General features: G+C 61.8%; 18 protein-coding genes. 9 read left to right on the top strand and 9 right to left on the bottom strand.

Going from position 1 to position 23375, the window contains the following annotated elements:
- The first annotated feature begins 137 nt into the window (after positions 1 to 137).
- Positions 138 to 2900: a M16 family metallopeptidase gene (locus FF098_RS10245; RefSeq protein WP_166426471.1), complete on the top strand. Its 2763-nt coding sequence runs from the start codon at positions 138 to 140 to the stop codon at positions 2898 to 2900.
- A gap of 354 nt (positions 2901 to 3254) precedes the next feature.
- Here the strand turns inward: FF098_RS10245 and FF098_RS10240 are convergent, their stop codons facing one another.
- Positions 3255 to 3740, bottom strand: a complete 486-nt coding sequence (locus FF098_RS10240; RefSeq protein ID WP_155140155.1) for an MmcB family DNA repair protein — start codon at positions 3738 to 3740, stop codon at positions 3255 to 3257.
- A gap of 59 nt (positions 3741 to 3799) precedes the next feature.
- The gene (locus FF098_RS10235) at positions 3800 to 4120 is read right to left on the bottom strand and encodes a 2Fe-2S iron-sulfur cluster-binding protein (RefSeq protein WP_155140153.1); all 321 of its coding nucleotides are present in this window, start codon (positions 4118 to 4120) and stop codon (positions 3800 to 3802) included.
- Between the two features lie 136 nt (positions 4121 to 4256).
- Between FF098_RS10235 and tsaE the strand changes: the two genes are divergently transcribed.
- The 7 genes from tsaE to FF098_RS10200 all read left to right on the top strand — a co-directional run bounded on the left by tsaE (position 4257) and on the right by FF098_RS10200 (position 14136).
- Entirely contained in the window at positions 4257 to 4790 is a 534-nt protein-coding gene (gene tsaE, locus FF098_RS10230) for a tRNA (adenosine(37)-N6)-threonylcarbamoyltransferase complex ATPase subunit type 1 TsaE (protein WP_205967466.1), read from the top strand.
- Positions 4787 to 5875: an aminoglycoside phosphotransferase family protein gene (locus FF098_RS10225; RefSeq protein WP_166426470.1), complete on the top strand. Its 1089-nt coding sequence runs from the start codon at positions 4787 to 4789 to the stop codon at positions 5873 to 5875. The genes tsaE and FF098_RS10225 overlap by 4 nt, the downstream gene beginning before the upstream one ends.
- Complete coding sequence (locus FF098_RS10220; protein WP_155140151.1) at positions 5872 to 6615, top strand: nucleotidyltransferase family protein; 744 nt, start codon at positions 5872 to 5874, stop codon at positions 6613 to 6615. Before FF098_RS10225 ends, FF098_RS10220 begins: the two co-directional genes overlap by 4 nt.
- Entirely contained in the window at positions 6615 to 9689 is a 3075-nt protein-coding gene (addB, locus tag FF098_RS10215) for a double-strand break repair protein AddB (RefSeq protein ID WP_155140149.1), read from the top strand. The genes FF098_RS10220 and addB overlap by 1 nt, the downstream gene beginning before the upstream one ends.
- Entirely contained in the window at positions 9686 to 13243 is a 3558-nt protein-coding gene (gene addA, locus FF098_RS10210) for a double-strand break repair helicase AddA (RefSeq protein WP_166426469.1), read from the top strand. Before addB ends, addA begins: the two co-directional genes overlap by 4 nt.
- A gap of 76 nt (positions 13244 to 13319) precedes the next feature.
- Positions 13320 to 13652: a thioredoxin TrxA gene (gene trxA / locus FF098_RS10205; protein ID WP_155140145.1), complete on the top strand. Its 333-nt coding sequence runs from the start codon at positions 13320 to 13322 to the stop codon at positions 13650 to 13652.
- 100 nt (positions 13653 to 13752) lie between these two features.
- A complete protein-coding gene (locus FF098_RS10200; RefSeq protein ID WP_155140144.1) occupies positions 13753 to 14136 on the top strand; it encodes an Mpo1-like protein in 384 nt (127 codons plus the stop codon).
- A 78-nt stretch (positions 14137 to 14214) separates the two neighbouring features.
- Here FF098_RS10200 and infB read toward each other — a convergent pair whose 3' ends face one another.
- The 6 genes from infB to trmB form a co-directional block, all read right to left on the bottom strand.
- On the bottom strand, positions 14215 to 16806 hold the full coding sequence (gene infB, locus FF098_RS10195) for a translation initiation factor IF-2 (protein ID WP_155140142.1): 2592 nt from the start codon (positions 16804 to 16806) through the stop codon (positions 14215 to 14217).
- A 173-nt stretch (positions 16807 to 16979) separates the two neighbouring features.
- On the bottom strand, positions 16980 to 17690 hold the full coding sequence (locus FF098_RS10190; protein ID WP_235925771.1) for an RNA-binding protein: 711 nt from the start codon (positions 17688 to 17690) through the stop codon (positions 16980 to 16982).
- Positions 17626 to 19215 carry a transcription termination factor NusA gene (gene nusA, locus FF098_RS10185; protein WP_155140139.1) on the bottom strand — a complete coding sequence of 530 codons (1590 nt, stop codon included), beginning with the start codon at positions 19213 to 19215 and terminating at the stop codon, positions 17626 to 17628. Before nusA ends, FF098_RS10190 begins: the two co-directional genes overlap by 65 nt.
- A 32-nt stretch (positions 19216 to 19247) precedes the next feature.
- Positions 19248 to 19787, bottom strand: coding sequence for a ribosome maturation factor RimP (gene rimP, locus FF098_RS10180; RefSeq protein WP_155140137.1), 540 nt, complete (start codon positions 19785 to 19787; stop codon positions 19248 to 19250).
- Between the two features lie 76 nt (positions 19788 to 19863).
- Positions 19864 to 20937, bottom strand: coding sequence for an acyltransferase family protein (locus FF098_RS10175; protein ID WP_166426468.1), 1074 nt, complete (start codon positions 20935 to 20937; stop codon positions 19864 to 19866).
- Positions 20938 to 20996: 59 nt separating this feature from the next.
- Complete coding sequence (gene trmB, locus FF098_RS10170) at positions 20997 to 21698, bottom strand: tRNA (guanosine(46)-N7)-methyltransferase TrmB (protein WP_155140133.1); 702 nt, start codon at positions 21696 to 21698, stop codon at positions 20997 to 20999.
- Positions 21699 to 21822: 124 nt separating this feature from the next.
- Between trmB and FF098_RS10165 the strand changes: the two genes are divergently transcribed.
- Positions 21823 to 22032: a hypothetical protein gene (locus tag FF098_RS10165; RefSeq protein ID WP_155140131.1), complete on the top strand. Its 210-nt coding sequence runs from the start codon at positions 21823 to 21825 to the stop codon at positions 22030 to 22032.
- A 49-nt stretch (positions 22033 to 22081) separates the two neighbouring features.
- On the opposite strand, the gene metK is transcribed toward FF098_RS10165, so the two are convergent.
- Positions 22082 to 23245 (bottom strand): methionine adenosyltransferase, encoded by a 1164-nt coding sequence (metK, locus tag FF098_RS10160; RefSeq protein WP_155140129.1) that lies wholly within the window; start codon positions 23243 to 23245, stop codon positions 22082 to 22084.
- Positions 23246 to 23375: the final 130 nt, after the last annotated feature.

The following is a 23375-nucleotide window of genomic DNA, read 5'->3' as shown; positions in this document are numbered from 1 at the left end:
AGCGTTCTGCGCGATAGTGCTGCACGGCACGTGTCGCAGTTAATGAACTTTCCGTTAGGGTCAAACGGCCCGCTTGACGTGTGTCCCGCTATCCGCGTTCTATCTTTTTAGTTTTTATGACAGAGGTAACGCACAGCATGAAGAATATCCCTCTTCCCAAGCCCTTTTCGAGCATCCTGGCCGCCGCTGCCGCCAGCGTCGTCACCGCACTTCCGGCTTTCGCCCAGACGGATATCGAGCTCGATTATGAACAGTTCACCCTCGACAACGGCCTGACCGTCGTCGTCCACGAAGACCGCAAGGCGCCCGTCGTCGCGATGCAGGTCATGTATGGCGTCGGCTCCAAGGACGAGCCCGCAGGCAAGACCGGCTTCGCCCACCTGTTCGAGCACCTTATGTTCAACGGGTCGGAAAACTACGACAAGGATTTCTTCTTTGCGCTGAAGGAAATGGGCGCGACCCAGTATAACGGCACGACCAATACCGACCGCACGAACTATTACCAGACCGTGCCCGTCGGCGCGCTGGAACAGATCCTGTTCCTTGAGTCCGACCGCATGGGTCATTTGCTGGGCGCGGTGACGCAGGAAAAGCTCGATAACCAGATCGGCGTCGTCCAGAACGAGAAGCGCCAGCGCGAAGGCGCGCCGTTCGGCACCGTGTTCGAGAAGATCTTCGAGGGCGTCTACCCAGCCGACCACCCCTATCATCACTCCGTCATCGGATCGATGGAGGACCTGCAGGGCGCGTCGCTGGAAGACGTGAAGCAGTGGTTCCGTGATTATTATGGCGCTGCCAATGCCGTGCTGGTGCTTGCCGGTGATATCGACGCCGCAGAGGCCCGGCCGCTGGTCGAGAAATATTTCGGCGATATCGAGGCCGGCCCGCCGCTGACCAAGCCAGCCGTCAACGAAGTGCGCATGGACCGCATCAAGCGCGTGACCATGGTGGACCGTGTCGCCAAGCCGCGCGTCTATCGCGTCTGGCCCGCCCCGCGCACGGGCACGGCCGAATCTCCCATCCTCGACCTGATGACCCGCGCGGTCGGCTCCGGCAAGACATCGCGCCTCTATCGCGAGCTGGTCGATGAGCGCCAGGTCGCCAATGGCGTTTCGATGTTCTATTACGAGCAGCTTCTCTCCGGCATGGTCATCCTGTCGGTCGACGCGAAATCCGAGGAGGATCTCGACGAGATCAACGAGGTGATCGACGCCCAGCTGAACGAGTTCCTGCGCAAGGGTCCGACGGCTGATGAACTCGACCGTGCCAAGACGCTCTATGCCTCAAGCGAGATCCGCGGCCTTGAAGAAGTTGCCGGCAAGGCATCGACGCTTGCCCGTGGTGCGCTGTTCCTAGGCGATCCTGATTTCTACGTCGAGGAAAACCTCGACATGCTGATGGCTGCCTCGCCAGAGGATGTGCTGGATGTCAGCCGCAGCTGGATCACGCCTGCCTATTTCGAACTGACCGTACTGCCCTATCCGGAGTACGAAACCAGCGCGGGCGTCGACCGGTCCGCCGGCCTGCCGCCGCTAGGCACACCGGGCGAAGTCAGCTTCCCGGAGATCACGACATCGACCCTGTCTAACGGGATCGAAGTCGTCATCGCCCCGCGTCCGACCGTGCCGGTCGTGCAGCTTGCCCTGCAATTCGATGCGGGCTCTGCGACAGATGCGATCCCGCTGCCGGGCAATGACACCGGCCTGCCGGGTGTCTCCGAAGGCGTGATGACCCTGCTCGACGAGGGTACGGAAAATTACTCCGCACAGGAACTGGCAGAGATGGAAGAGAGCCTCGGCGCGATCCTCAACCTCTATAGCGGCGATGATGACAACCGCATCTACCTGTCGGCGCTGAAACAGAACCTCGACGACAGTCTCGACCTGATGGCCGAGGTGACGTTCAATGCGACCTTCCCGGAGGAAGAAGTCGAGAAGACGCGCAAGCGCCAGATCGATGGCGTGTTGCAGGAGCAGGCCGACGGCCAGTCGCTCGCCTTCCGCGCCTTCTACCCGGCGCTCTATGGCGAGGATCACCCCTATGCAAACCCGGCGACCATCGACGAGGCCGTCGCCGCGATCGAGGCGATCGACCGCGAAGACCTGATCGCCTGGCGCGATGCGTGGCTGCAGCCGGGCAATGCCAAGCTTTTCGTCACCGGCGACACGACGGCAGAGGAAATCCTGCCCAGGCTGGAAGCGACCTTCGGCAGCTGGCAGGCCAGCGGTTCGACGCTGGAAAAATCCCTGCCTGACGTTGCCGTGCCGTCATCGAGCCGCGTCATCGTCATCGACAAGCCGGCCTCGCAGCAATCGGTGATCATAGCCGGCATCCTGACCGACCCGACGGGTACGGACAATGACACCGCCATCGCAGCGATGAACGATGCCTTTGGCGGCAATTTCCTTGCCCGCCTGAACATGAACCTGCGCGAGGACAAGGGCTGGACCTATGGCGCCCGCTCGATCCTGCCGGACCAGGTCGGCCAGCGCCCGTTCATCCTCTATGCGCCTGTACAGACTGACCAGACCGGCCCGTCGATCCAGGAAATGCAGGCGGAAATGGCCGGCATTCTCGGCGACGAACCGGTCAGCCAGGAAGAGCTTGACCGCATAGTCGCAGACGAGGTTGGCAGCCTGCCCGGTGCATTCGAGGCGGCGGATACGGTCCTGTTCAGCATGATGAACAATGACCAGTATGGCCGCCCCTATGACTATGCGACCGGCCGTGCCGAACGCTTCCAGTCCCTGACAACGGAGCAGGTCACGGCCATGGCTGGCGACATCATCCAGCCGGATCGCCTGACATGGGTGATTGTTGGCGACTGGTCCGTCATTCAGGACCAGGTCGAGGCACTGAACCTCGGGCCGATCGAAATCAGATCGACCACATCCCGCTGATTTTTAAATCAGTATAAAGATGAGCATCGAAAGCGCCCCTGCATGGGGCGCTTTTTTCTTGTGACGCAGCTTAGGCAAAAAACGCGCGTTGATCACAAAACATAACAGGGGAGCTAGGCGGCAGCGTCCAGAAGAAAGTTCATTTCGGGGGAGAGAGTGAACCTCTTTACGCCGAAGCGTAAGGACGCTGCCATAGATATGATAATAGTCATGTAACTGTCGTGCTGGCAATAGCGAGCGCTCACTATTCCGCTCTTTTGCGATGAATTACGCGTGAGCGACCCAGCTCGCGATGCACATATTCCCTGTAGGGTGATCCCCATACGGATTGGGGCGGAAAGGTCGCCGAAGTCTTTACACCGTCAACCTGAATGCCGCCTGCCGGGCGAAGCTCAGCGTCATCGCCTTGCGGCGTGATCCGGCCAGCGTGCGGACCTCAGCATCGGCGATGATCGCCCCGCCATAGGCGTCGGCGACGATGCGCCCCTCCCCCTCCGGCAACAGCCCGGCAGGGAAGCGCGTGTCGGTGGCGAAGTAGAACTGGTCACAATATTCCAGATAGGAGGGCCACTTTGCATCCGCGGTGAAGTCTTCGCGGCAGGACTTCACCTCCACGATCACGATGCGCCCCTTTCGGCTGAGCCCGGCAAGGTCGGCACGGCGGCCATTTGGCAGTGTAAATTCCGGTACTAGGGCAAAGCCCATATCGGTCAACAGCCGGCTCGCCCCCCGCGTAATGGCCAGTGTCAGATCAGGGCGGGTACCATTTTGCACCGCAGCATCCGGTACGACATCTGCCGCAGCTGCCACCCAGTTGAATGAGGCAAGATCGTTCTTCATTTGTTCACTAAACAACGGGGCGCTGCCTTCGTCAAGCAGCCATGATCATGTCGCTTCGATTATCCCTGGAATTCGGGCAGGCGCACCGTCAGCCCGTCAAGATCGTCGCTGACCTTGATCTGGCAGGACAGGCGCGAATTGTCCTGACGCTCGGTTGCGAAATCGAGCATGGATTCTTCCATCGGGTCAGGATAACCGACCTTTTCCTGCCAGGCCGGGTCGACATAGACGTGACAGGTCGCGCAGGCACAGGCACCACCGCAATCGGCATCGATGCCCGGCACATTGTTCTTGATCGCCACTTCCATGACCGACAGGCCATTTTTCGCCTCGACCTCATGCGTGGTGCCATCATGTTCGATATAATGAATTTTCGCCATGGCGCTGTCTTGCCCTGTCTATGCGTGTCACTGAAACCGTCAAGGGAAGCACTTAGGGCCTCGCGCCCCATTTGCCAAGCGCGGGGTATTTCCTCAAGCCTTGTCGCATCACTCACGGGGCGATAAACAGAAGGCGATGTCAGCGCAAGTCTCCCCTTTTTCAGACAAGCCAGTGTCCGGTCCGTTCGAGGTCACCGGAGAAATGGCCATGACCTCTCTCGGCGCCAGTCTGGCTAGTTTGCTGTCATCCGGTGATGTCGTTCGGCTGGAAGGGCCACTCGGCGCCGGCAAGACGGTCTTCGCCCGCGGACTGATCCGCGCGCTGACGAGCGAAGGGGAAGAAGTGCCGAGCCCCACTTTCGCCCTCGTGCAGGTTTATGACACCAAAGCCGGCCCGCTATGGCATATGGATCTCTATCGTCTTGAAGATGAAGACGAGATCGTCGATCTGGGTTTTGAGGAAGCGCAGGACGATGCGATCTGCCTGATCGAGTGGCCCTCCAGGGCAGAGAGCTATATGCCTGACAACGCCCTGACCGTGAAGATTGCGGTCGATGCCAGCGACGCATCAAGACGGCAGGTGACGCTGACCGCCATCGCCGGGCACGAGGCGGCGTGGCGTGAGAGGCTGGCGACCATGGACGCAGGACAGGTGAAAGGATCCGAGTGACTGAACGCGACAATCTCGAAAAGGCATTCCTGGAACAGGCCGGCTGGCTCGCCGCCCATCGTGCGCCGATCACCGGCGACGCCTCGACGCGCAGCTATCAGCGCCTGACGCTCGGCGAGCGCAAGGCGATACTGATGAATGCGCCACCCGCTGCCGAGGGCGCTTCCTGCCCGCCCGACGCGACACCATCGCAGCGCGCCTCGCTCGGCTATAATGCGCAAGCCCGCCTTGCCGGACCGAACCTTCATGCATTTACAACGCTTGCCGGTATCCTGCGAGAAGCAGGCCTGCATGCGCCAGAGATATATGCCGCAGATGCCGATCACGGCTTTGCCCTGCTGGAAGACCTCGGCGATGATCTCTACGCCCGCGCCATCGACAAGGGCGCAGATGAGGGCACGCTCTATGCCCGCGCGGTCGACGTACTTTCTCATCTCCATGCAACACGCCTGCGCCAGCCGATTGCCGTTGACTATACATTGCTGGACTATGACGACACCGCGCTGATGGCCGAGGCGAACCTGCTGGTCGACTGGTACTGGCCCTGGCTGCGGGGAGAGAAAGCACCGGCAAGTGCGGTCGAGGCCTATCGCACCGCATGGACGCAAATGCTTTCCGGGCTCAGTACGCCGCACACGCTGGTGCTGCGCGACTATCATGCCGAGAACATTCTCTGGCTGACCGATGAAGGTGAAAGTCCGCTGCAGCGCGTCGGCCTGATCGATTTCCAGGACGGTCTTTACGGCCATGGCGCCTATGATCTCGTCTCCCTGACGGAAGATGCCCGCCGCGACGTCAGCGAGGAAACGGTGGCGATGATGCTGGCCCGTTATGCGGAGGGCCGGGAAAAAGCAGGCGATTTCGACAAGGCGGCGTTCGAGCGCGACTATGCGATCCTCGCGGCGCAGCGCAACGCCAAGATCCTCGGCGTCTTTGCGCGCCTCGTCGTGCGCGACGCCAAGAAGCGCTATGAGAGTTTCATGCCGCGCGTGCGCGGTCATTTCGCCCGCGACCTTGCCCGGCCTGAGGCGGCACCGCTGAAGGACTGGATCGCCGAACACATGCCGGAGCTGATATCGTCATGACACGGATTCATACCGCCATGGTGCTCGCCGCCGGTCTCGGCACCCGCATGCGCCCACTGACCGACAATTGCCCCAAGCCGCTCATTCCGGTCGCGGGCAAGCCGCTGATCGACTATGTGCTCGACCGCTTCTTCGCTGCAGGCGTGGAAAAGGCCGTCGTCAACGTGCACTATCTCGCCGAACAGCTGGAAGACCATCTCGACAAGCGCACCGTGCCGCGGACGATCATTTCCGACGAGCGCGCCGCGCCGATGGAGACGGGTGGCGCGCTGATCCAGGCCGCGCCCGTGTTGGGCACCGACCCGATCTATTGCACCAACACCGATGCGATCCTGCTAGACAGCGGCGAGGAAGAAGCCTGCTCCCGCCTTGCCAATGGGTGGCGCGACGACGAGATGGATGTGATGTTGCTTCTTTGCCCGGTCGAGCAGGCAAGCGGTTATGACGGCGATGGGGACTTCATCCTCGATGAAGAGGGCCGCGTGCATTGGCCAAGCCATGATCCGTCTGCGGTCAAATATGTGTTTACCGGGCTGCAGGTGATCCACCCGCGCCTGTTCGCCGAAGAAGCCCTGCGCAAGGTTTCCACCCGCGCGTTCTGGGACAAGGCGATGGCCGAGGGCCGCATGTTCGGCCTGATCCATGACGGGCCATGGATGCATGTCGGCGACCCGGAGGGCCTGAAACAGGCGGAAAAACGCCTGGCTCAAGGCAGTAATGACGAAAGGACCGTGCACTGATGGTGGTTCCAGCGCTGGACGAGCTCTGCGCGCGCAGCCCCGCGCTCTACACCATCGCGCCGACGCGATCCTTCCTCGACGGTCTCGCCGCTTATCTTCTCAAGCAGCATGAAGGCAATCCGGCAGGCCTTGCCGATGTCACGATCTTCCTGCCGACCCGCCGGGCCGGGCGATCGCTGGCTGAGGCCTTCCTTCGACAGGCAGGGCCGTCGCCTGCGGCGACATTGCTGCCAGTCATCAGGACCCTCGGCGATATCGGCGAAGATGACACGCTGCTTGCCGACCTGACCGTGCCCCAAGCCGATCTGCCGCCGCCGCTGACGCCAATTGAACGGCGGCTGACGCTGGCCCGTCTCGTTTTCCAGCGGCAGGCCGCAGAACAGGCCAATGGCGGCCCGGCACCATCATGGACCACGGCACTTGCCGCCGCTGACGAACTATCGCGACTGCTTGACTCTTTCTATACGGAGCAAGTCTCTTTCGACGCATTGGAAACGCTGGTGCCGGAGCGGTTCGCCCATCACTGGCAGCTGTCCATCGATTTTCTCAAGATCGTCACCGACCTCTGGCCTGCGCACCTTTCCGCGCATGGCCGCCTCGACCCGGCTGACTACCGCCGCCGCACCATCGATGCGCTTACCGCATTGTGGGACGGGGACGCGGGCGGCACAACGCCGTCGCATCCGGTCATCCTCGCTGGTTCCACCGGCTCCATGCCCGCCGTTGCACGGTTGATGAAAGTGATCGCCGCCATGCCGTCCGGCTGCGTCATCCTGCCAGGTCTCGACACACAGCTGGACGAAGCGGCCTGGACGGAGATCGAGGATCCGCACCCGCAGGCCGGCCTGAAATACCTGCTGGAACGGCACTTTACAGAGACGCCATGGTATGACGTGCCTGACTGGCCGGATGCCAATAATGGCAGTGAAAAAAGAGCTGACCGTCGAGCCCTCATCTCCCTCGCCCTGCGCCCGGCCGAGGCGACTGGCGACTGGCTGGAACGGCTAGAGGCCTTCCGCTCACGGACGGATATTGCCGATGCCCTTTCCGGCCTGTCACTGTGCGAGGCGATGGATGAAGAAGCAGAGGCGCAGGCCATCGCCATCGCCTTGCGCGAAGCGCTGGAGACAGAGAAAAAGACCGCCATTCTCGTCACGCCCGACCGCCCCCTCGCCCGCCGCGTCAGCGCCCGGCTCGCGCGCTGGGATATCGCGCTCGATGACTCCGCCGGTGTGCCTTTTGCCAACACCCCGCGCGGCAATTTCCTGCGCCTGACTGCTGCATGGCTGGAAGCCCCGCATGACCCGCAGGCATTGCTCGGCCTGTTGAAACACCCACTCGCCCGGGCGGGAATGGCGGCAGAAGAATACCTGCCTGCCGTCAGCGCCATCGACCGGGCCTTGCGCGGCCGACCGCCGGGGCGTGGGTTTGCCAGCCTGAAGGAGCGCCTGCGCAATGGTGCGGAGTGGGATGCGCTGTCTCGTGACGATGACGGCGAAGAGCGCGAGGCCGACCACTGGCCGGTGATCCGCCCGCTGATCGAAAGACTGGAAGAAATCGCCGCCCCTTTTGCCGAAGAACGCCTGCCGCTGCAGGAACGGATAAGCCGGCACATCGCTGCTGCCGAAGCACTGGCTGAGCGTCCAGACGAGCCGGGCACGGACATTCTCTGGGCCCGTGCCGATGGCGAGGCAGGCTCGCAGCTTCTCACCGCGTTGCACGAGCAGTCGGGGCTTTTGCCGGACAGCGAAAGCGCTGCCTATAGCGACATCTTTACCGCGCTGATCACAGGCACACCCGTGCGCCCGCAGGGCCAGGGCCATCCGCGCCTGCGCATCCTCGGCCCGCTGGAAGCTCGCCTGCAGCAGGCCGACCTCGTCATCCTTGGCGGCCTCAACGAAGGCATCTGGCCCGATGACAGTGAGACAGACCCGTTTCTCTCGCGACCCATGCGCCGCGAGCTCGGTCTGCCCTCCCCCGAACGCCAGATCGGCCTCGCCGCCCATGACTTTGCCCAGCTCGCCTGCGCCCCTGAAGTGCTGCTGACCCGCGCCCGCCGATCCGGGCGCGCCCCGGCCAAGCCATCGCGCTGGATCGTCCGCCTCAAGAACGTCCTGACCGCGACGAAGACACTGGAGAGTGTTGACGTCACTCACAAGCTGGAGGGCTGGAGCCATGCACTGGACGATGCGGGTTTGCCACAGCCTGCAACAGCACCGAAGCCTACGCCGCCGACAGACGCCCGACCAGACACGTTTTATGTCACTGCCATCGAAAAACTGTTGCGCGACCCCTACTCTATCTATGCCAAATATGTGCTCGGCCTGCGCAAGCTCTCGCCCCTGTCAGACGACCAGATGCTGGCGATGCGCGGGCGCTTCTATCACCACCTGTTCGCGCGGTTCGCCATTGAGCATTCTGACGGCATGCCTGGAAACCCCATTGCCATTCTCACCGCCTATGCCGATGAATTATTTGACAAGGCCGGGCTGGAGCCTGCCGTGCGCGCTTTCTGGCAGACGCGGATGGAGGATAGCTTCAACTGGTTCATTGGCTATCATGAAGAGCGCCTTAGCCAAGGCACACCGCTGATCATCGAGGGGCAGGGCGCAGCGAGCCTCGATATCGCAGGGCGCACCATGACCCTGAGGGCCCGCGCCGACCGGATCGATCAGCTGGCGGATGGATCGCTATTCATCCAGGACTACAAGACCGGCGAACCGCCGACCGATAGGCAGGCGGAGAAATTCTCCCCGCAACTGCAGCTGACCGGCCTGATCGCCGAGCGCGGCGGCTTTGGGCTGTCGCCCAAGGGCGAGCCACGCATCAGCGGCTATGCCTATGTGAAGGTGCTGAACCGTACTGCCCGCACGAAGGACACGATTGCCACGGGCGACGATGCCCGCGAAAAGCTGGAAGAGGCCGAAAGCGCGATCATCGAGCTGCTGACGCAATTCAATAATCCGGACCAGCCCTATCTGTCGCAGCCGCGCCCGTTCTATCGCGACGACTATGGCGATTATGACCACCTCGCCCGGCGCGGCGAATGGTCAACCGGGGGAGAGAGCGAATGAGCGAAACCCTCGACCAGCTCCTCGCCCGCACCACGGCGAGCCAGCGTAGCGCCGCAGCACCCGGCACTTCCGCCTGGGTGGCGGCCAATGCCGGTTCCGGCAAGACCAAGGTGCTGACCGACCGTGTCATGCGGTTGCTGCTGGCCGGTCATCAGCCCTCGAAGCTTTTGTGCATCACCTTCACCAAAGCGGCGGCGGCAGAGATGGCCGACCGCCTGTTCAAGCGCCTCGGCAGCTGGGCGCTGATGGATGATGCCAAGCTGCAGGAGGAATTGCAGAAGCTCGACGACGCACCGCGCACGGCGCAGGAGCTGTCCGAAGCCCGCAAGCTTTTTGCGCGAGCGCTGGAAACGCCGGGCGGGCTGAAGATCCAGACCATCCACTCCTTCTGCGAAAGCGTTCTGAAGCGCTTCCCGCTGGAGACCGGTATATCCCCCGGCTTTTCGGTCATGGAGGAGGCAGACGCGACCGCACTGATCGATACCATCATCGACACCCTCGCCGAACGGCTGTGGCGCGATGGCGGCGAAGAGCGCGACGATTTCCTGTTGCTTACCGACCGGCTGCAGGAAGAGGACATCCGCCGGCACATCTCCTTCCTCGCCAATCGCGGACGGGAGATCAGCGAGGCGATCCGTGTAGCTGGCGGGCTCGACGTATTCTTTGGTCAGCTGGCGGAGTATCTCGGCGTAGACCCTGAACAAGGTCGTGAAGTTATCCTGACCGGCCTCATGACAGCCTGTGAGGCATGGCACGGCTTCATCGATGCCAGCGTCGATGCCCTTGATGAAGGCGGCAAAGACGACAGGACTTCCTCAGCGAGCCTCCGGGCCATGCGCCACTGTACCGATGCCGAGACCCATTTCGAGGCAGCGAAAGCCTTCGCCTTCACCAAGGCAGGCGATCTGCGCAAACGCCTGACCAACAAGGCTGGTCAAAAGGCCGTGCCAGGGGTCGATAAAACCCTTCAGGACATCGCCGAAGCCATTCAGCAGGCATCCGAAACGCTGAAGGGCGTGGAGATTTTCCAGTCGACCCGCGCGCTCTATCGTCTCGCTTTGTTCGTATACGACGCCTATGAGGCGGACAAGGCGCGGCGCGGAATGCTCGACTTCGACGACCTTATCGCGCGCACGGCGGCCCTGTTCCATGACCGCGCCGCGACATGGGTGTTATACAAGCTCGATCAGGGCATCGACCATTTGCTTGTCGACGAGGCGCAGGACACGAGCGGCAGCCAGTGGAGCGTGATCGAGGGCCCGCTTCTGGAGTTCTTTGCCGGTGACGGCGCACGGGAAGACGAGCGCACCGTCTTCGTCGTTGGTGACGAGAAGCAGTCGATCTATTCCTTTCAGGGAGCCGATGTCGGCCTGTTCCAGTCGCAGCAATTGCGGCTCAACGAGATCATCACCACGGCGGAACGGCCTTTCAGCGTGCAGGAGCTGACCGTCTCCTTCCGCTCGACCGCGCCGGTGCTCGGTTTCGTCGACGAGCTGTTTACCGATGCACTGGCGGCAAGCGGGGTCAGCGAGCTTGCCCCCATGCGCCATCAGGCCGCGCGCATCGGCCATGCCGGCCATGTTGAGCTGTGGCCGCTGGTCCAGAAGAGCGACAGGCCAGAGATCAAGCCGTGGGATGTGCCGGTCGACACGCCGGGACAAGACGACCCCCCACAGGTTCTCGCACGGCACATCGCCCGCACAATCAAGGACTGGCTGGAAAAAGACGAGATGCTGGCAGCACGCGGACGGCCCGTGCGGCCAAGCGATGTCATGATCCTGTGCCAGAGCCGCGGGCGGGTGTTTCAGGAAATCGTCCGTGCCCTGGTCAATGAGGGTGTGCCGACCGCCGGGTCCGACCGGGTCAAGCTGATGGATCACATTGCCGCGCAGGACATGCGTTCGGCGACCCGCTTTGCCCTGCAGCAGACGGATGATCTCAGCCTCGCTGAAGTGCTGAAGAGCCCGCTGTTCGGCTTTAGCGAAGTCGACCTGTTCACCGTGGCTCATGGACGGGGGCGGCGCAGCCTGTGGCATGTGTTGCAGGACAAAGATGACGAGAAAAGCCGCGCGGCAGTCGAGCGCCTTAAAGAGGCGATCCATACAGGACGCAATCGCGGGCCATATGCCTTCTATACCCAGCTTCTGGAAACCGGCTCGCCATCCGGCTGGAAACGCTTCTATGCCCGGCTCGGCACCGGGGCCCGCGACGTGCTGCAGGAACTGCTTTCTGAAGCACTGAACTTCGAGAACGGCAATCCGCGCTCGCTGCAGGGCTTCCTTGCCCATCTGGAAGCGTTGGACACCGACCTGAAGAAGGAAATCGGTGGCGACGAAGACCTCGTCCGTATCATGACGGTTCATGGCGCCAAGGGGCTGGAGGCGCCAATCGTGTTCCTCGCCGATATGGGTTACGCCAATTATGCCAAGATTTCAGGCCCCGTACCGGCTGGCTCGCTGACGGGCACGGCGGCCACGACCGGATATGCCCCACAGCCGGGATGCTATTACCTGCTGCCATCAAAGGAAGGCGACAATGACGCCAGTGCGGCAGCCCGCGATCACGCCATTGCGCTGAGGGCGGAGGAATATCGCCGCCTGCTTTACGTCGCCGCCACGCGGGCCGAGGACCGGCTCTATCTTTGCGGCACACTGGGCGGCAATATCGGATTGGACAAGTTCCTCGCCAAGCCGGGGAATGAGTGCAGCTGGTATGCGCTCGCCGATGCCGCCTTCCGGCGCATGACGGACAACGGAACAGTTGCAGAGGGAGAAGAGAAGCCCTGGGGTGGGAGAACACTCATCTTCTCCTCCGACCAGCAAGAACAACCGAAAGACGAAGATCAACATACGGCCAAGCCTGCCGTGGCCTCGCCGGACTGGCTCAGCCGCCCGGCCAGGAAAGAACAGCCGCCGCGCATGATCAGCCCGTCTACCCTCGGCGGATCGCTCGAGAGGGACTCGGATGCCCCGGCTGAAGAGCCTGCGGCCTATACGCCCCTCGCCGCGCCCGATACCTCCGGCCTGACGCCATTTACCCGCGGCAATGCCCTGCACCTGCTGCTGGAGCGCCTGCCCGATGTGCCCCCGCCAGATCGCGAGGCCGCGGCCTCCCGCCTGCTCATCCGCAACTATCCCGACCTCTCCGCCCATTTCGAGGGCTGGGCGGCTGAGGCAATGGGTGTGCTCACTGACCCCGCTTTCGCGCCGGTCTTCGCTACCGGCTCTCGCGCCGAAGTACCGGTGATGGGCTCCATTGAAGGAGTAATCATCAGTGGACAGATCGACCGCCTCGCCATTGCCGGTGACCGTGTCCTGATTGTCGATTACAAGACCAACCGCCCGCCGCCGGAAAGGGTGGAGGATGCACCGCAGGCTTATGTCACGCAGCTTGCCGCCTATCGCCACCTTATGCAGGAAATCTATAAGGATCATCAGGTTGACTGCGCCCTGTTATGGACATGGGTGCCGCGCCTGATGCCGATCCCCGCGGAAATGCTGGATCACGCCCTTTTGCACAGCCTGAAACTGCCGGACACGGCGGAAAAGGCTTGAACGGGCCGTGGCACCGCTTATGTTAGCCATCTGACGCGCTGCCCGCAGGCGCGGGAGCACGAGAAAGGATTTAGTCATGGCGTTGAAAACCATAACCGACGACAGCTTCCAGGATGACGTGATCGATGCCGGCACACCGGTGCTGGTCGACTTCTGGGCCACCTGGTGCGGCCCGTGCCGCCAGATCGCCCCGGCCCTGGAAGAAATCGCCAAGGAATATGACGGCAAGATCACCGTCGCCAAGATCGATATCGACGACAACCCGGAAACCCCGGGCAAATACGGCGTGCGTGGCGTGCCGACCCTGATGATCTTCAAGGACGGCGAAGTCGCCGCCACGAGCGTCGGTGCCAAGCCGAAGGGCCAGTTGGTCCAGTGGATCAACGAGACGGTTGGCGTCAGCGCTTAAAGGCGTCGCCATCACAGAGAATACGAACCGGCCGCGGCACTGCCCGGCCGGTTTTTCTTTTGCCCGCTGTTACGATAGGCTGGGGCAAAAGGAGGCCGAAATGGCTATAGAGGAAACCCGCGAGGAGACTGCAGATCCAGCAGAGGAAAATGGCCGTATCGCCAGCTTTGCCGCCTTCTTCCCGTTTTACCTGCGCGAACATTCAGAGCCGACCTGCCGCCGCCTGCACTATATCGGCACCGGGCTGACGCTGATCGCCTATGCCGCCGCCGTGCTGGTCAATCCATGGTGGCTGCTCGCCGCGCCGCTGGCCGGTTACGGCTTTGCCTGGTTCGCCCACTTCAAATATGAGCGCAACAAGCCCGCCACCTTCAAATATCCGCTGTGGTCACTGATGAGCGATTACCGGATGTTCTTCCTGTGGGTGACAGGCAAGCTGGAACCGTATCTCGACGCGGCAGGCGTCCCAGCGGACAAGCGGTAGAGCCACTAATCACTGCCAGATGCAAAAAGCCCCGCCGAGGGACCGGCAGGGCTTTTGATCTCTTGTCTCTTTTAACCCTTACAGGGCGCGGGTGATCTTCTCGACCGAGAAGCACTCGATCGTGTCGCCCACTTTCAGGTCGTCATAGTTGGCAAAGCTCATGCCACATTCCTGACCGCCCGGGACTTCGTTGACGTCGTCCTTGAAGCGCTTCAGCTGCGACAGCTCGCCTTCGTGGATCACGACCTCGTCGCGGATGAGGCGGACCTTGGCACCGCGGCGGACCATGCCTTCCGTCACACGGCAACCGGCAACCTTGCCGACCTTCGACACGTTGAAGACTTCCAGGATTTCGGCATTGCCGAGGAAGGTCTCGCGCAGTTCCGGCTCGAGCATGCCAGACAGGGTACCCTTCAGGTCGTCGAGAAGGTCGTAGATGACCGAGTAATAGCGGATCTCCGTACCCGACTGTTCAGCGTGGTCGCGCGCCTGCTTGTTTGCGCGGACGTTGAAGCCGATGACCGGCGCGGAAGAGGCTTCCGCAAGGATGATATCGCTCTCTGAGATACCGCCGACACCGGAATGCAGCACGCGCACCCGGACCTCGTCATTGGCCATTTTCTCCAGCGCACCGATGATCGCCTCGACCGAACCCTGCACGTCGCCCTTCAGGACGATCGGCAGTTCCTTGATCTCGGAATCCTGCAGCTGTGCCATCATCTGCTCCAGCGAGGTGCCGGAGGATTTGGCATTGGTGCGTTCGCGGCGCTGGCGCTGGCGGAATTCGGCGATCTCGCGGGCGCGTGCCTCTGAATCGACGACCACGAACTGGTCGCCCGGTTCCGGCACGCCATTGAGGCCGAGCACCTCGACAGGCTCCGTCGGGCCGGCTTCCTTGACCTGCTGGCCTTTATCGTCGTTCAGTGCACGAACCTTGCCCCATTCTGCGCCGCAGACGAAGATGTCGCCGCGCTTGAGCGTGCCTTTCTGCACCAGAAGCGTCGCGACCGGGCCACGGCCCTTGTCGAGCTGCGCTTCGACCACGGCACCAGATGCCTCGCGGTCAGGGTTGGCTTTCAGGTCCAGAAGCTCTGCCTGCAGAAGGATTGCATCCTGCAGACCATCGAGGTTCAGCTTGTTCTTGGCCGATACTTCGACATCCTGGATGTCGCCGCCCATGCTTTCGACCTGGATTTCGTATTGCAGCAGGTCGGTGCGGACCTTTTGCGGATCGGCGTCCGCCTTGTCGATCTTGTTGATCGCGATGATGATCGGCACACCAGCCGCCTTGGCATGGCTGATCGCTTCCGCCGTCTGCGGCATGACCGAGTCATCGGCAGCAACGACGATGACGACGATATCCGTCACCTTCGCCCCGCGCGAGCGCATGGCGGTGAAAGCCGCGTGGCCCGGCGTGTCGAGGAAGGTGATGCGGTTGTGATCCTTGCCGACGGTGATCTGATAGGCGCCGATATGCTGGGTGATCCCGCCTGCCTCGCCGGCGACCACATCGGTCTGGCGCATGGCGTCGAGCAGCGACGTCTTGCCGTGGTCGACATGGCCCATGATGGTGACGACCGGCGGACGCGACTTCAGGGAACCCTCGTCATCCTTCGGCCCTTCAAGACCCTCTTCGACATCGGCCTCGGACACGCGCTTGTAGCTGTGGCCCAGCTCCTCGACGATCAGCTCTGCCGTATCGGCATCGAGCGTCGCGTTGGCGGTGACCATCTGGCCCTGCTTCATCAGTTCCTTGATCAGGTCGACCGCGCGCATGGACATGCGCTGCGCCAGTTCGGTGACGGTGATCGTTTCAGGAATAATGACTTCCCGGCGAACCTGCTGGCGGTCGCGGCCACGGGCCTGGCGGGCCTGCTTCTCGCGTTCGCGGGCACGCTTGACCGAAGCGAGCGAGCGCTGGCGCTCGTCGTCTTCCAGTGCATTGGCGATGGTCAGCTTGCCGCTGCGGCGCTTGGCTTCCTTCGGCTTGGACTCGCGCTTGCTGTCATCGGCAAATTCGCGCTTCTGCTTCAGGCGGCCGCCGAGCTTGGCCAGCGGGTTTTCGGCATCATCGGCAAATTCCTTGCCGGATTTCGCGTCACGGGTTTCCTTGCCCTTGTCACGAGCCTCTGCCTTGCCGGCATTCTTCTTGCGGCGCTCTTCTTCTTCCTGCTCGAGAGCAGCGGCGGCTTCGGCTTCTGCCTTGGCACGGGCTTCGGCTTCGACCTTGCGCTTTTCGTCCTCTTCAGCCTGGCGCTTGCGCTCGGCTTCCAGCTTGGCGCGCTCTTCGGCTTCACGCTTTTCGCGCTCGGCACGTTCTGCCTCCTCGCGTTCGCGTTTTTCCTGCTCGTTCTTGCGGGCAACGGCGAGGGCGGCAGCGCGGGCTCTCTTCTCATCTTCCGAGAGGGTACGCAGCACAGCACCTTTCTTGGCAGGTGCCTTTGCCTTCGGCTTTTCAGCCGGCTTCTCTTCCTTCGCCGGGGCCGCGTCGGCGGGTTTCGCCGTCGCGCCGGGTTTCGCCGGACCGAGGGTGCGGCGTTTCTTGGTCTCGACGACGACGGTCTTTGACCGGCCGTGGGAGAAGCTCTGCTTCACCGCACCGGTTTCCGTCTTGCGCAGCGTCAGGGGCTTGCGCTTTGATTTCGTCTCGTTGTCAGCTTCTTCGCTCATTCAGTCTCCAACTGCATATCAGCAGCCTTGGTAAATTCTTGTCACCGATCCGGCAGCGGCCTTTAATACTATCGGCGCCGCGCCAAATGCGCGGGTGAGGGCAACGACATAGCGCTACTGGCGCTCAGGGTCTACACCGGTGATGCCTATATTCTCTGCAACCGCCGCTTTTTTCAGGCCTCTTTGCCGCCATAGGCGACAAAGCGGGCCGCTTCCCGGCCAAATCGCCGGGCCATGCCGGGGTCTGTCAGGGCCATATGCACGATATTGGCCTCGCCCAGCGCCCCGTCCAGGTCGCTACCGGGAAAAGGATGCCAGACCGGCAGGGCCGGGTTCGCCACCTGACGGATCTTGTCCGTTCCGTCAGATGCAGCATCCGAAGCATGTATATAGGCGCTGGCGGCCCCTTTTTGAACCGCTGCACGGGTTTTTTCATAGCCGATCAGCAAGAACCCTGCCCGGCGGGCAAGGCCGAGAGCATTCAGCGCCCGGTCGGCGAGCGCGCCGGCAAGTGCCTCGACAAAGGCGTCCGGCCCGCCATCGGGCAATTTTGCCTGTGCCTTGAACGCCCGCGAGAACAGGCCCTTCTGGGCCGCTTTCAGCACCAGCGCCCTGTCCGCCGTCACCCAGGCACCACGCCCGGGCAGTTTTTCAGCCAGATCGGGCACGACAACGCCATCTGGCGAGAGCACAAAGCGGATCGCCGGATCATTGCCACCAAGAGACACGCCGCTGGCAATGCAGCGGCGGTCATTCTTGCGGGCTCGACCCTCGACCTGACCAGTTTCCCCAGAGGGTTCATGGTCAGGATCAGTTTGATCAGACGGTTTCAGCGGTGTCCTCGCCTTCTTCCTCTTCGCCTTCCGGGGTGTCCCAGCCGGCATCGATACGGGCACGGTTGATCAGCTCCTGGGCCTCGTCCGGCTTGACGCGGAAGCCTTCCAGCATGCCGTCATAATGCTTCTTCTCGCCATCGACACGCTCGGTCCAGCCGGTCAGGTCGTCGCTGGCACAGCCTGCGAGATCCTCGACGGACAGGACGCCCTCTTCGGCGAGCGCGATGATCATCTTCGCGGACAGGCCTTCGAAGTTCCACAGATCGTCGGCAACACCCATTTCGAGACGCTTCTCGTTGAGTGCTTCGGCTTCCTTCTCCAGATAGTCGTTGGCGCGGGCCTGAAGCTCCTCGGCGGTCTCCTCGTCGAAGCCTTCGATATCGGCAACCTCGTGCACGTCGACATAGGCGATCTCCTCGATGCGGGAGAAGCCTTCGGAAACCAGCAGACCGGCGATGATGTCGTCGACATCCAACGCTTCCATGAACAGCTCGGAGCGCTGCTGATACTCGGTCTGGCGCTTGGCGCTTTCTTCTTCCTCGGTCATGATGTCGATCTCGAAGCCGGAAAGCTGTGCGGCGAGACGCACATTCTGGCCACGACGACCGATGGCGAGCGACAGCTGCTCGTCGGGCACGACAACCTCGATACGCTCGGATTCTTCGTCCAGAACAACCTTGGCGACCTCTGCCGGGGCCAGCGCGTTGACGATGAAGGTCGCGACGTCATCAGACCACGGAACGATGTCGATCTTCTCGCCGCCCAGCTCGTTGACGACGGCCTGAACGCGTGAACCACGCATACCGACGCAGGCGCCGACAGGGTCGATGGAGCTATCGTTCGACATGACGCCGATCTTGGCGCGCGAGCCCGGATCGCGGGCGACGGCCTTGATCTCGATCACGCCATCATAGACTTCCGGCACTTCCTGTTCGAACAGCTTCGCCATGAATTGCGGATGGGTGCGCGACAGGAAGATCTGCGGACCGCGGACTTCGCGGCGGACATCGGCGATGTAGGCGCGCACGCGGTCGCCCTGGCGGATCGCCTCGCGCGGCAGTTGCTGGTCGCGGCGGATGATCGCCTCGGCGCGGCCAAGGTCGATGATGACATGACCGTATTCGATGCGCTTGACGACGCCGTTGACGATCTCACCAATGCGGTCCTTGTACTCATCATACTGACGGTCGCGCTCTGCATCGCGCACCTTCTGGGTGATGACCTGCTTGGCGCCCATGGCGGCCTGGCGACCGAACTCGATCGGCGGCAGCGGGTCGGACAGGAAGTCGCCGATTTCCGCTTCCGGGTTGCGAGCGCGGGCTTCTTCCAGCGTGATCTCGGCGGAGTCGTTCTCGACTTCCTCGACGACTTCCATCAGGCGCCACAGCTTGGTTTCGCCGGTCTTGGGATTGATCTCGGCACGGACATTCGTCTCGTGACCATAGCGCGAGCGGGCCGCGCGCGACAGCGCGTCTTCCATCGCCGCGATGACGATTTCCTTGTCGATCGTCTTCTCGCGGGCCACCGCTTCGGCGATCTGCACCAGTTCCAGCTTGTTATGGCTTACGGCCATGTCTCGTCTCCGTTTCCAGGTCTGTGAATATTCTAGTCGTCTTGATAGTTGTCGGGGACCTGCCCCGCCTTTTCAGCATCCTTGCCGGCCTTCAGGCTGGCGCGGATCAATTCGTCGGTCAGCACCAGCTTGGCCGCGCCGAGCATGGTAAAGGGGATAAGCGCCGTATCGTCTTCACCGTCGAGATCAATACAGATATTCTCCCCTTCCGTGCCGGCAAGCACGCCGCGATAGCGTTTCTGGCCCTCGATCGCTTCTTTCAGCTCGATCTTGGCCTCGAAGCCCTCCCAGTCGTCGAAATCCTTCATACGCGTCAGCGGCCGGTCGATACCGGGCGAGGAAACCTCGAGATCGTAATTGCCCTCGATCGGGTCGCTCTCGTCCAGCACCGGCGACAGGGCGCGGGACAGTTTCGCGCAGTCCTCTGCCGTCATCGTGCCGTCCGGGCGTTCGGCCATGACCTGCAGTGTCGGGTTCTTCGCGCCGGTCACGCGCACGCGCACGAGGTCGAAGCCTTCCTGCCTTGCAACAGGCTCGATCAGCGCGGTCAGTTTCTCGGTCAGAACGTCCATTAAAGTCCGGTTTCAGGTAACAAAAAAGCGGCCCTCGCGAGGCCGCTTCCGATTTTCTCGAAATGCAATTTCAATATTATGACACACCGGGAACCGGCTTGTCACCAAGAATCTGCTTCGCGCCTTTATACCAGCCTTTCAGCAGGCGTTGGGCCGGACGCTCGATGAGATAGGTCATGCCCGTGGCAAGCACCAGCGACACGGCAATCGCCGCGATGACACTAAGACCATAACCAACACCAGCCTGTTGCAGCGAATACATGATGCGAAAGCCAATCATCATGTGGACCAGATAAAGCGAATAGGAAATGGCACCGAGCCACAAGAGCGGCTTGATCGCGATAAAGCGCAGGCGGCCAGCGACCGCAAGGTAAAAGACGAGCCAGGACGCGCCCGTCAGCAATGCAAACCATGGCGCGAAAGCAAGAAAGTTCACCGCGAGCGACGCGCCGAGCAGATACGAAGTCTGTCGGTCTCCGTCACCGGTTGCCATGCGATAGAAGCAGATGCCGGCGAGGAAATAGTGCGTGAACGGCGCATTCATCGCCCAGTATAGTGCCATGGGCAGCTCGAAACCCGCTGCCTGATTGACCAGAAACACCACCTCAAGCGCCAGCCAGATGGCGCAGACCAGCCGCAGGCGGGCCAGCAGGCCCGTGACCGCGATCAGCGCCATCCAGCCATAGAATTGCAGCTCGAACAGCAAGGACCAGTAGACATGGTCGAGCGGCATGACACCGGCATAGCGCGGGACCATGGTCAGGTTACCGACCAGCTGGGTGATCGTGTGGTCCTGATCCGGCAGGGGCGCGATGAGACCGACCGTGAAAGTCAACGCCGCCGCCGCCCAGAACACGGGGAACAGGCGCGAGAACCGCGAAAAGGCAAAATCGGCAATCGGCTTGCCCGCCTCCTCCCGCCCGCGCAGGGAATTGAGAATGACGAAACCGGAGATCATGAAGAACAGGCAGACAGGTGCCGTGCCGATCAGGTCCCGCGTGACCGGCGCATCAGCAAAGGGCTGCCAGCCGAGCCCAAGCACCTCGCCATAGAATTTCGGGAATGCAATGAGGAAATGATAGAGCATCACCGCCGCAGCAGCGATGCCGCGCAGGGCATCGAGTTCTTCAAAACGGCTGCCAGGCTTCATGCGATCTCCCATTACGAGGACACGCTAGCCAGCCGGGCTTTCGATAAACTTAATGTCTTCTATTGCCTGACGAAGGTGAGATAGGTCGCCTCGCGGCCCTCGCGCAGGGCCTTAGCCTCATAGCGGGTCTGCGGCCAGTCGTCGGGGCGCTCGGTCCAGTCGTCTTTGGTCTCGGCCGTCCACCGGAACACCTCCCTGCCAGTCGCGTGGTTATGCATCTGCACCTGCATCAGCGCCCAGCGGATATAATCGGAAATATCAGAGGCTATGCGCATCTGGCTGCCGGGCTTCAGCAGGCGCGCGGCATGCCCCAACAAGAGCGGCGAGACGATGCGGCGCTTGTGGTGGCGCTTTTTCGGCCATGGGTCGGGATGCAGCACGAACAGCCGCGACAGGCAGCCCTCGGGCATCGCCTCCAGCAGCGGGCGGACATCGCCATGCAGGATGCGGACATTGGCAAGATCCTGTTCCTCGATCTGGGTCAGCAGCTTGGCGACACCATTGATGAAGGGCTCGGCGCCGATCATCTGAATGTCAGGGTGATGCTCCGCTTGCCAGGCGAGATGCTCGCCACCGCCAAAGCCGATCTCCAGCCAGGTCTCGCGTCTTTCGCCCTGCACCGCCGCCAAGCCATCGACGACATCGCCAGGCAAGATGGCGACCTTCGGCAACAGCCCGTCCATCAGCCGTTGCTGGCGTGGTTTCAGCGGCTTGTCCTGCTGGCGGCCATAAAGGCGGTAATCTGGATACTGATCGCTCATACGGACCTTCGCTTCGTCCCTTAAAAGATCGTTACACCGATAAACCAAGCGGTTACCAAATCTCGCTAGCATAAGGCAAGGCGGCGTTGAGTTTTCGCATATCTGGACTTTTACGGGGGCATATATGGCAGGAACGAAAACAGCATTTTGCGTCGGCGCGCTGGCGCTGGCGGTTTGCGCAACGGGTAACGCGATTGAGCCGCGACTGGCGGCCACGCCCGCCCAGCAGGGAAGTAGCCGCAATTTGACCATTGAAACCGTCAAGGCGAGTTCGGCGCAATTGACTGGCCAGATGATCGCGCCCTACCTGACTGAGTCCGCTGCAAAAGAATAAGGGCGGCACAGCGCACCGCCCTTTTCGAAGATCTGATTGACCCAACGTCTCAGAACGCGGATTTCAACGCATCGACGAGATCCGTTTTCTCCCAGGAAAACTCGCCATTTTCACCCGGCGTACGGCCGAAATGGCCATAGGCTGCCGAGGAGGCATAGATCGGGCGCGACAGCTGCAAGTGCTCGCGAATGCCGCGCGGTGAAAGGTTCATCACTTCAGGCAGGACTTTTTCCAGCTTCGCGACATCGACCTGCGCGGTGCCGAACGTATCGATAAAAATCGACAGCGGCTTTGAAATGCCGATCGCATAGGCGACCTGGATCAGGCATTTGCGCGCAAGTCCCGCTGCAACGACGTTCTTGGCCAGATAGCGGGTGGCATAGGCTGCCGAACGGTCGACCTTTGTCGGGTCCTTGCCGGAGAATGCACCACCGCCATGGGGCGCTGCGCCGCCATAGGTGTCGACGATGATCTTGCGGCCTGTCAGACCGGCATCACCATCGGGACCGCCGATGACGAACTTGCCCGTGGGATTGACGTAGAATTCTTCATCCGGGCACATCCAGCCTTCCGGCATGACATCCTTCACATACGGCGTCACCAGCGCACGCACATCGGCCTGTGAAAGGCCGTCGCGGTGCTGGGTCGACACGACGATGGAGGTAACGTCGACCGGCTTGCCGTTTTCATATTTCAGCGTGACCTGGCTTTTTGCATCAGGCTCGAACTCCGGCTGACGGCCTGAATGGCGGGCCTCGGCCAGCGCCTTCATGATCCGGTGGGAATAGGCGATCGGGGCCGGCATCAGCTCCGGCGTTTCATCGACGGCAAAACCGAACATGATGCCCTGGTCGCCGGCGCCTTCATCCTTCTCGCCTGCGGCGTCGACACCCTGGGCGATCTCTGCGGACTGACCGTGGACGTAGTTCTCGATATCCGCCTTGTCCCAGTGGAAGCCGTCTTGCTCATACCCGATCCGCTTGATGACCTGGCGGGCGACCTCGTTCATCTCTTCCTTAGAAACGTCGACGGCACAACGCGTTTCGCCAGCCAGCACGACCTTGTTGGTGGTCGTCAGCGTTTCGACAGCCACGCGGGCCGACGGGTCCTTGCCCAGGAACAGGTCAACGATAGCGTCGGAAATCTGGTCGGAAACCTTGTCCGGGTGGCCTTCGGAAACGCTTTCGGAGGTAAAGAGATAGGAACTGGTCATGCGCGGTCGGCCTTTCTTTCTGCAGCCATATAAAGAAAACTTTATATAGGTGTGGATAGAGAAAGACGACGGTAATGTCCATCACCCGCCCATGCAAATTTGCATGACGCCACAAAAAACGTCTTCGCAA

The sequence above is a fragment of the Aquisalinus luteolus genome, from assembly GCF_009712425.2.
GTDB lineage: Bacteria > Pseudomonadota > Alphaproteobacteria > Caulobacterales > Parvularculaceae > Aquisalinus > Aquisalinus luteolus.
The sequence above is the reverse complement of the archived record's forward strand: the minus strand, read 5'-3'. Positions and strand labels throughout refer to the sequence as shown.

Coding starts and splice junctions, on each gene's coding strand:
- FF098_RS10245 (WP_166426471.1), top strand. CDS start 138: ATGAAGAATATCCCTCTTCCCAAGCCCTTTTCGAGCATCCTGGCCGCC.
- FF098_RS10240 (WP_155140155.1), bottom strand. CDS start 3,740: ATGAAGAACGATCTTGCCTCATTCAACTGGGTGGCAGCTGCGGCAGAT.
- FF098_RS10235 (WP_155140153.1), bottom strand. CDS start 4,120: ATGGCGAAAATTCATTATATCGAACATGATGGCACCACGCATGAGGTC.
- tsaE (WP_205967466.1), top strand. CDS start 4,257: ATGTCAGCGCAAGTCTCCCCTTTTTCAGACAAGCCAGTGTCCGGTCCG.
- FF098_RS10220 (WP_155140151.1), top strand. CDS start 5,872: ATGACACGGATTCATACCGCCATGGTGCTCGCCGCCGGTCTCGGCACC.
- addB (WP_155140149.1), top strand. CDS start 6,615: ATGGTGGTTCCAGCGCTGGACGAGCTCTGCGCGCGCAGCCCCGCGCTC.
- addA (WP_166426469.1), top strand. CDS start 9,686: ATGAGCGAAACCCTCGACCAGCTCCTCGCCCGCACCACGGCGAGCCAG.
- trxA (WP_155140145.1), top strand. CDS start 13,320: ATGGCGTTGAAAACCATAACCGACGACAGCTTCCAGGATGACGTGATC.
- FF098_RS10200 (WP_155140144.1), top strand. CDS start 13,753: ATGGCTATAGAGGAAACCCGCGAGGAGACTGCAGATCCAGCAGAGGAA.
- infB (WP_155140142.1), bottom strand. CDS start 16,806: ATGAGCGAAGAAGCTGACAACGAGACGAAATCAAAGCGCAAGCCCCTG.
- FF098_RS10190 (WP_235925771.1), bottom strand. CDS start 17,690: ATGCCGGCTGGGACACCCCGGAAGGCGAAGAGGAAGAAGGCGAGGACA.
- nusA (WP_155140139.1), bottom strand. CDS start 19,215: ATGGCCGTAAGCCATAACAAGCTGGAACTGGTGCAGATCGCCGAAGCG.
- rimP (WP_155140137.1), bottom strand. CDS start 19,787: ATGGACGTTCTGACCGAGAAACTGACCGCGCTGATCGAGCCTGTTGCA.
- FF098_RS10175 (WP_166426468.1), bottom strand. CDS start 20,937: ATGAAGCCTGGCAGCCGTTTTGAAGAACTCGATGCCCTGCGCGGCATC.
- trmB (WP_155140133.1), bottom strand. CDS start 21,698: ATGAGCGATCAGTATCCAGATTACCGCCTTTATGGCCGCCAGCAGGAC.
- FF098_RS10165 (WP_155140131.1), top strand. CDS start 21,823: ATGGCAGGAACGAAAACAGCATTTTGCGTCGGCGCGCTGGCGCTGGCG.
- metK (WP_155140129.1), bottom strand. CDS start 23,245: ATGACCAGTTCCTATCTCTTTACCTCCGAAAGCGTTTCCGAAGGCCAC.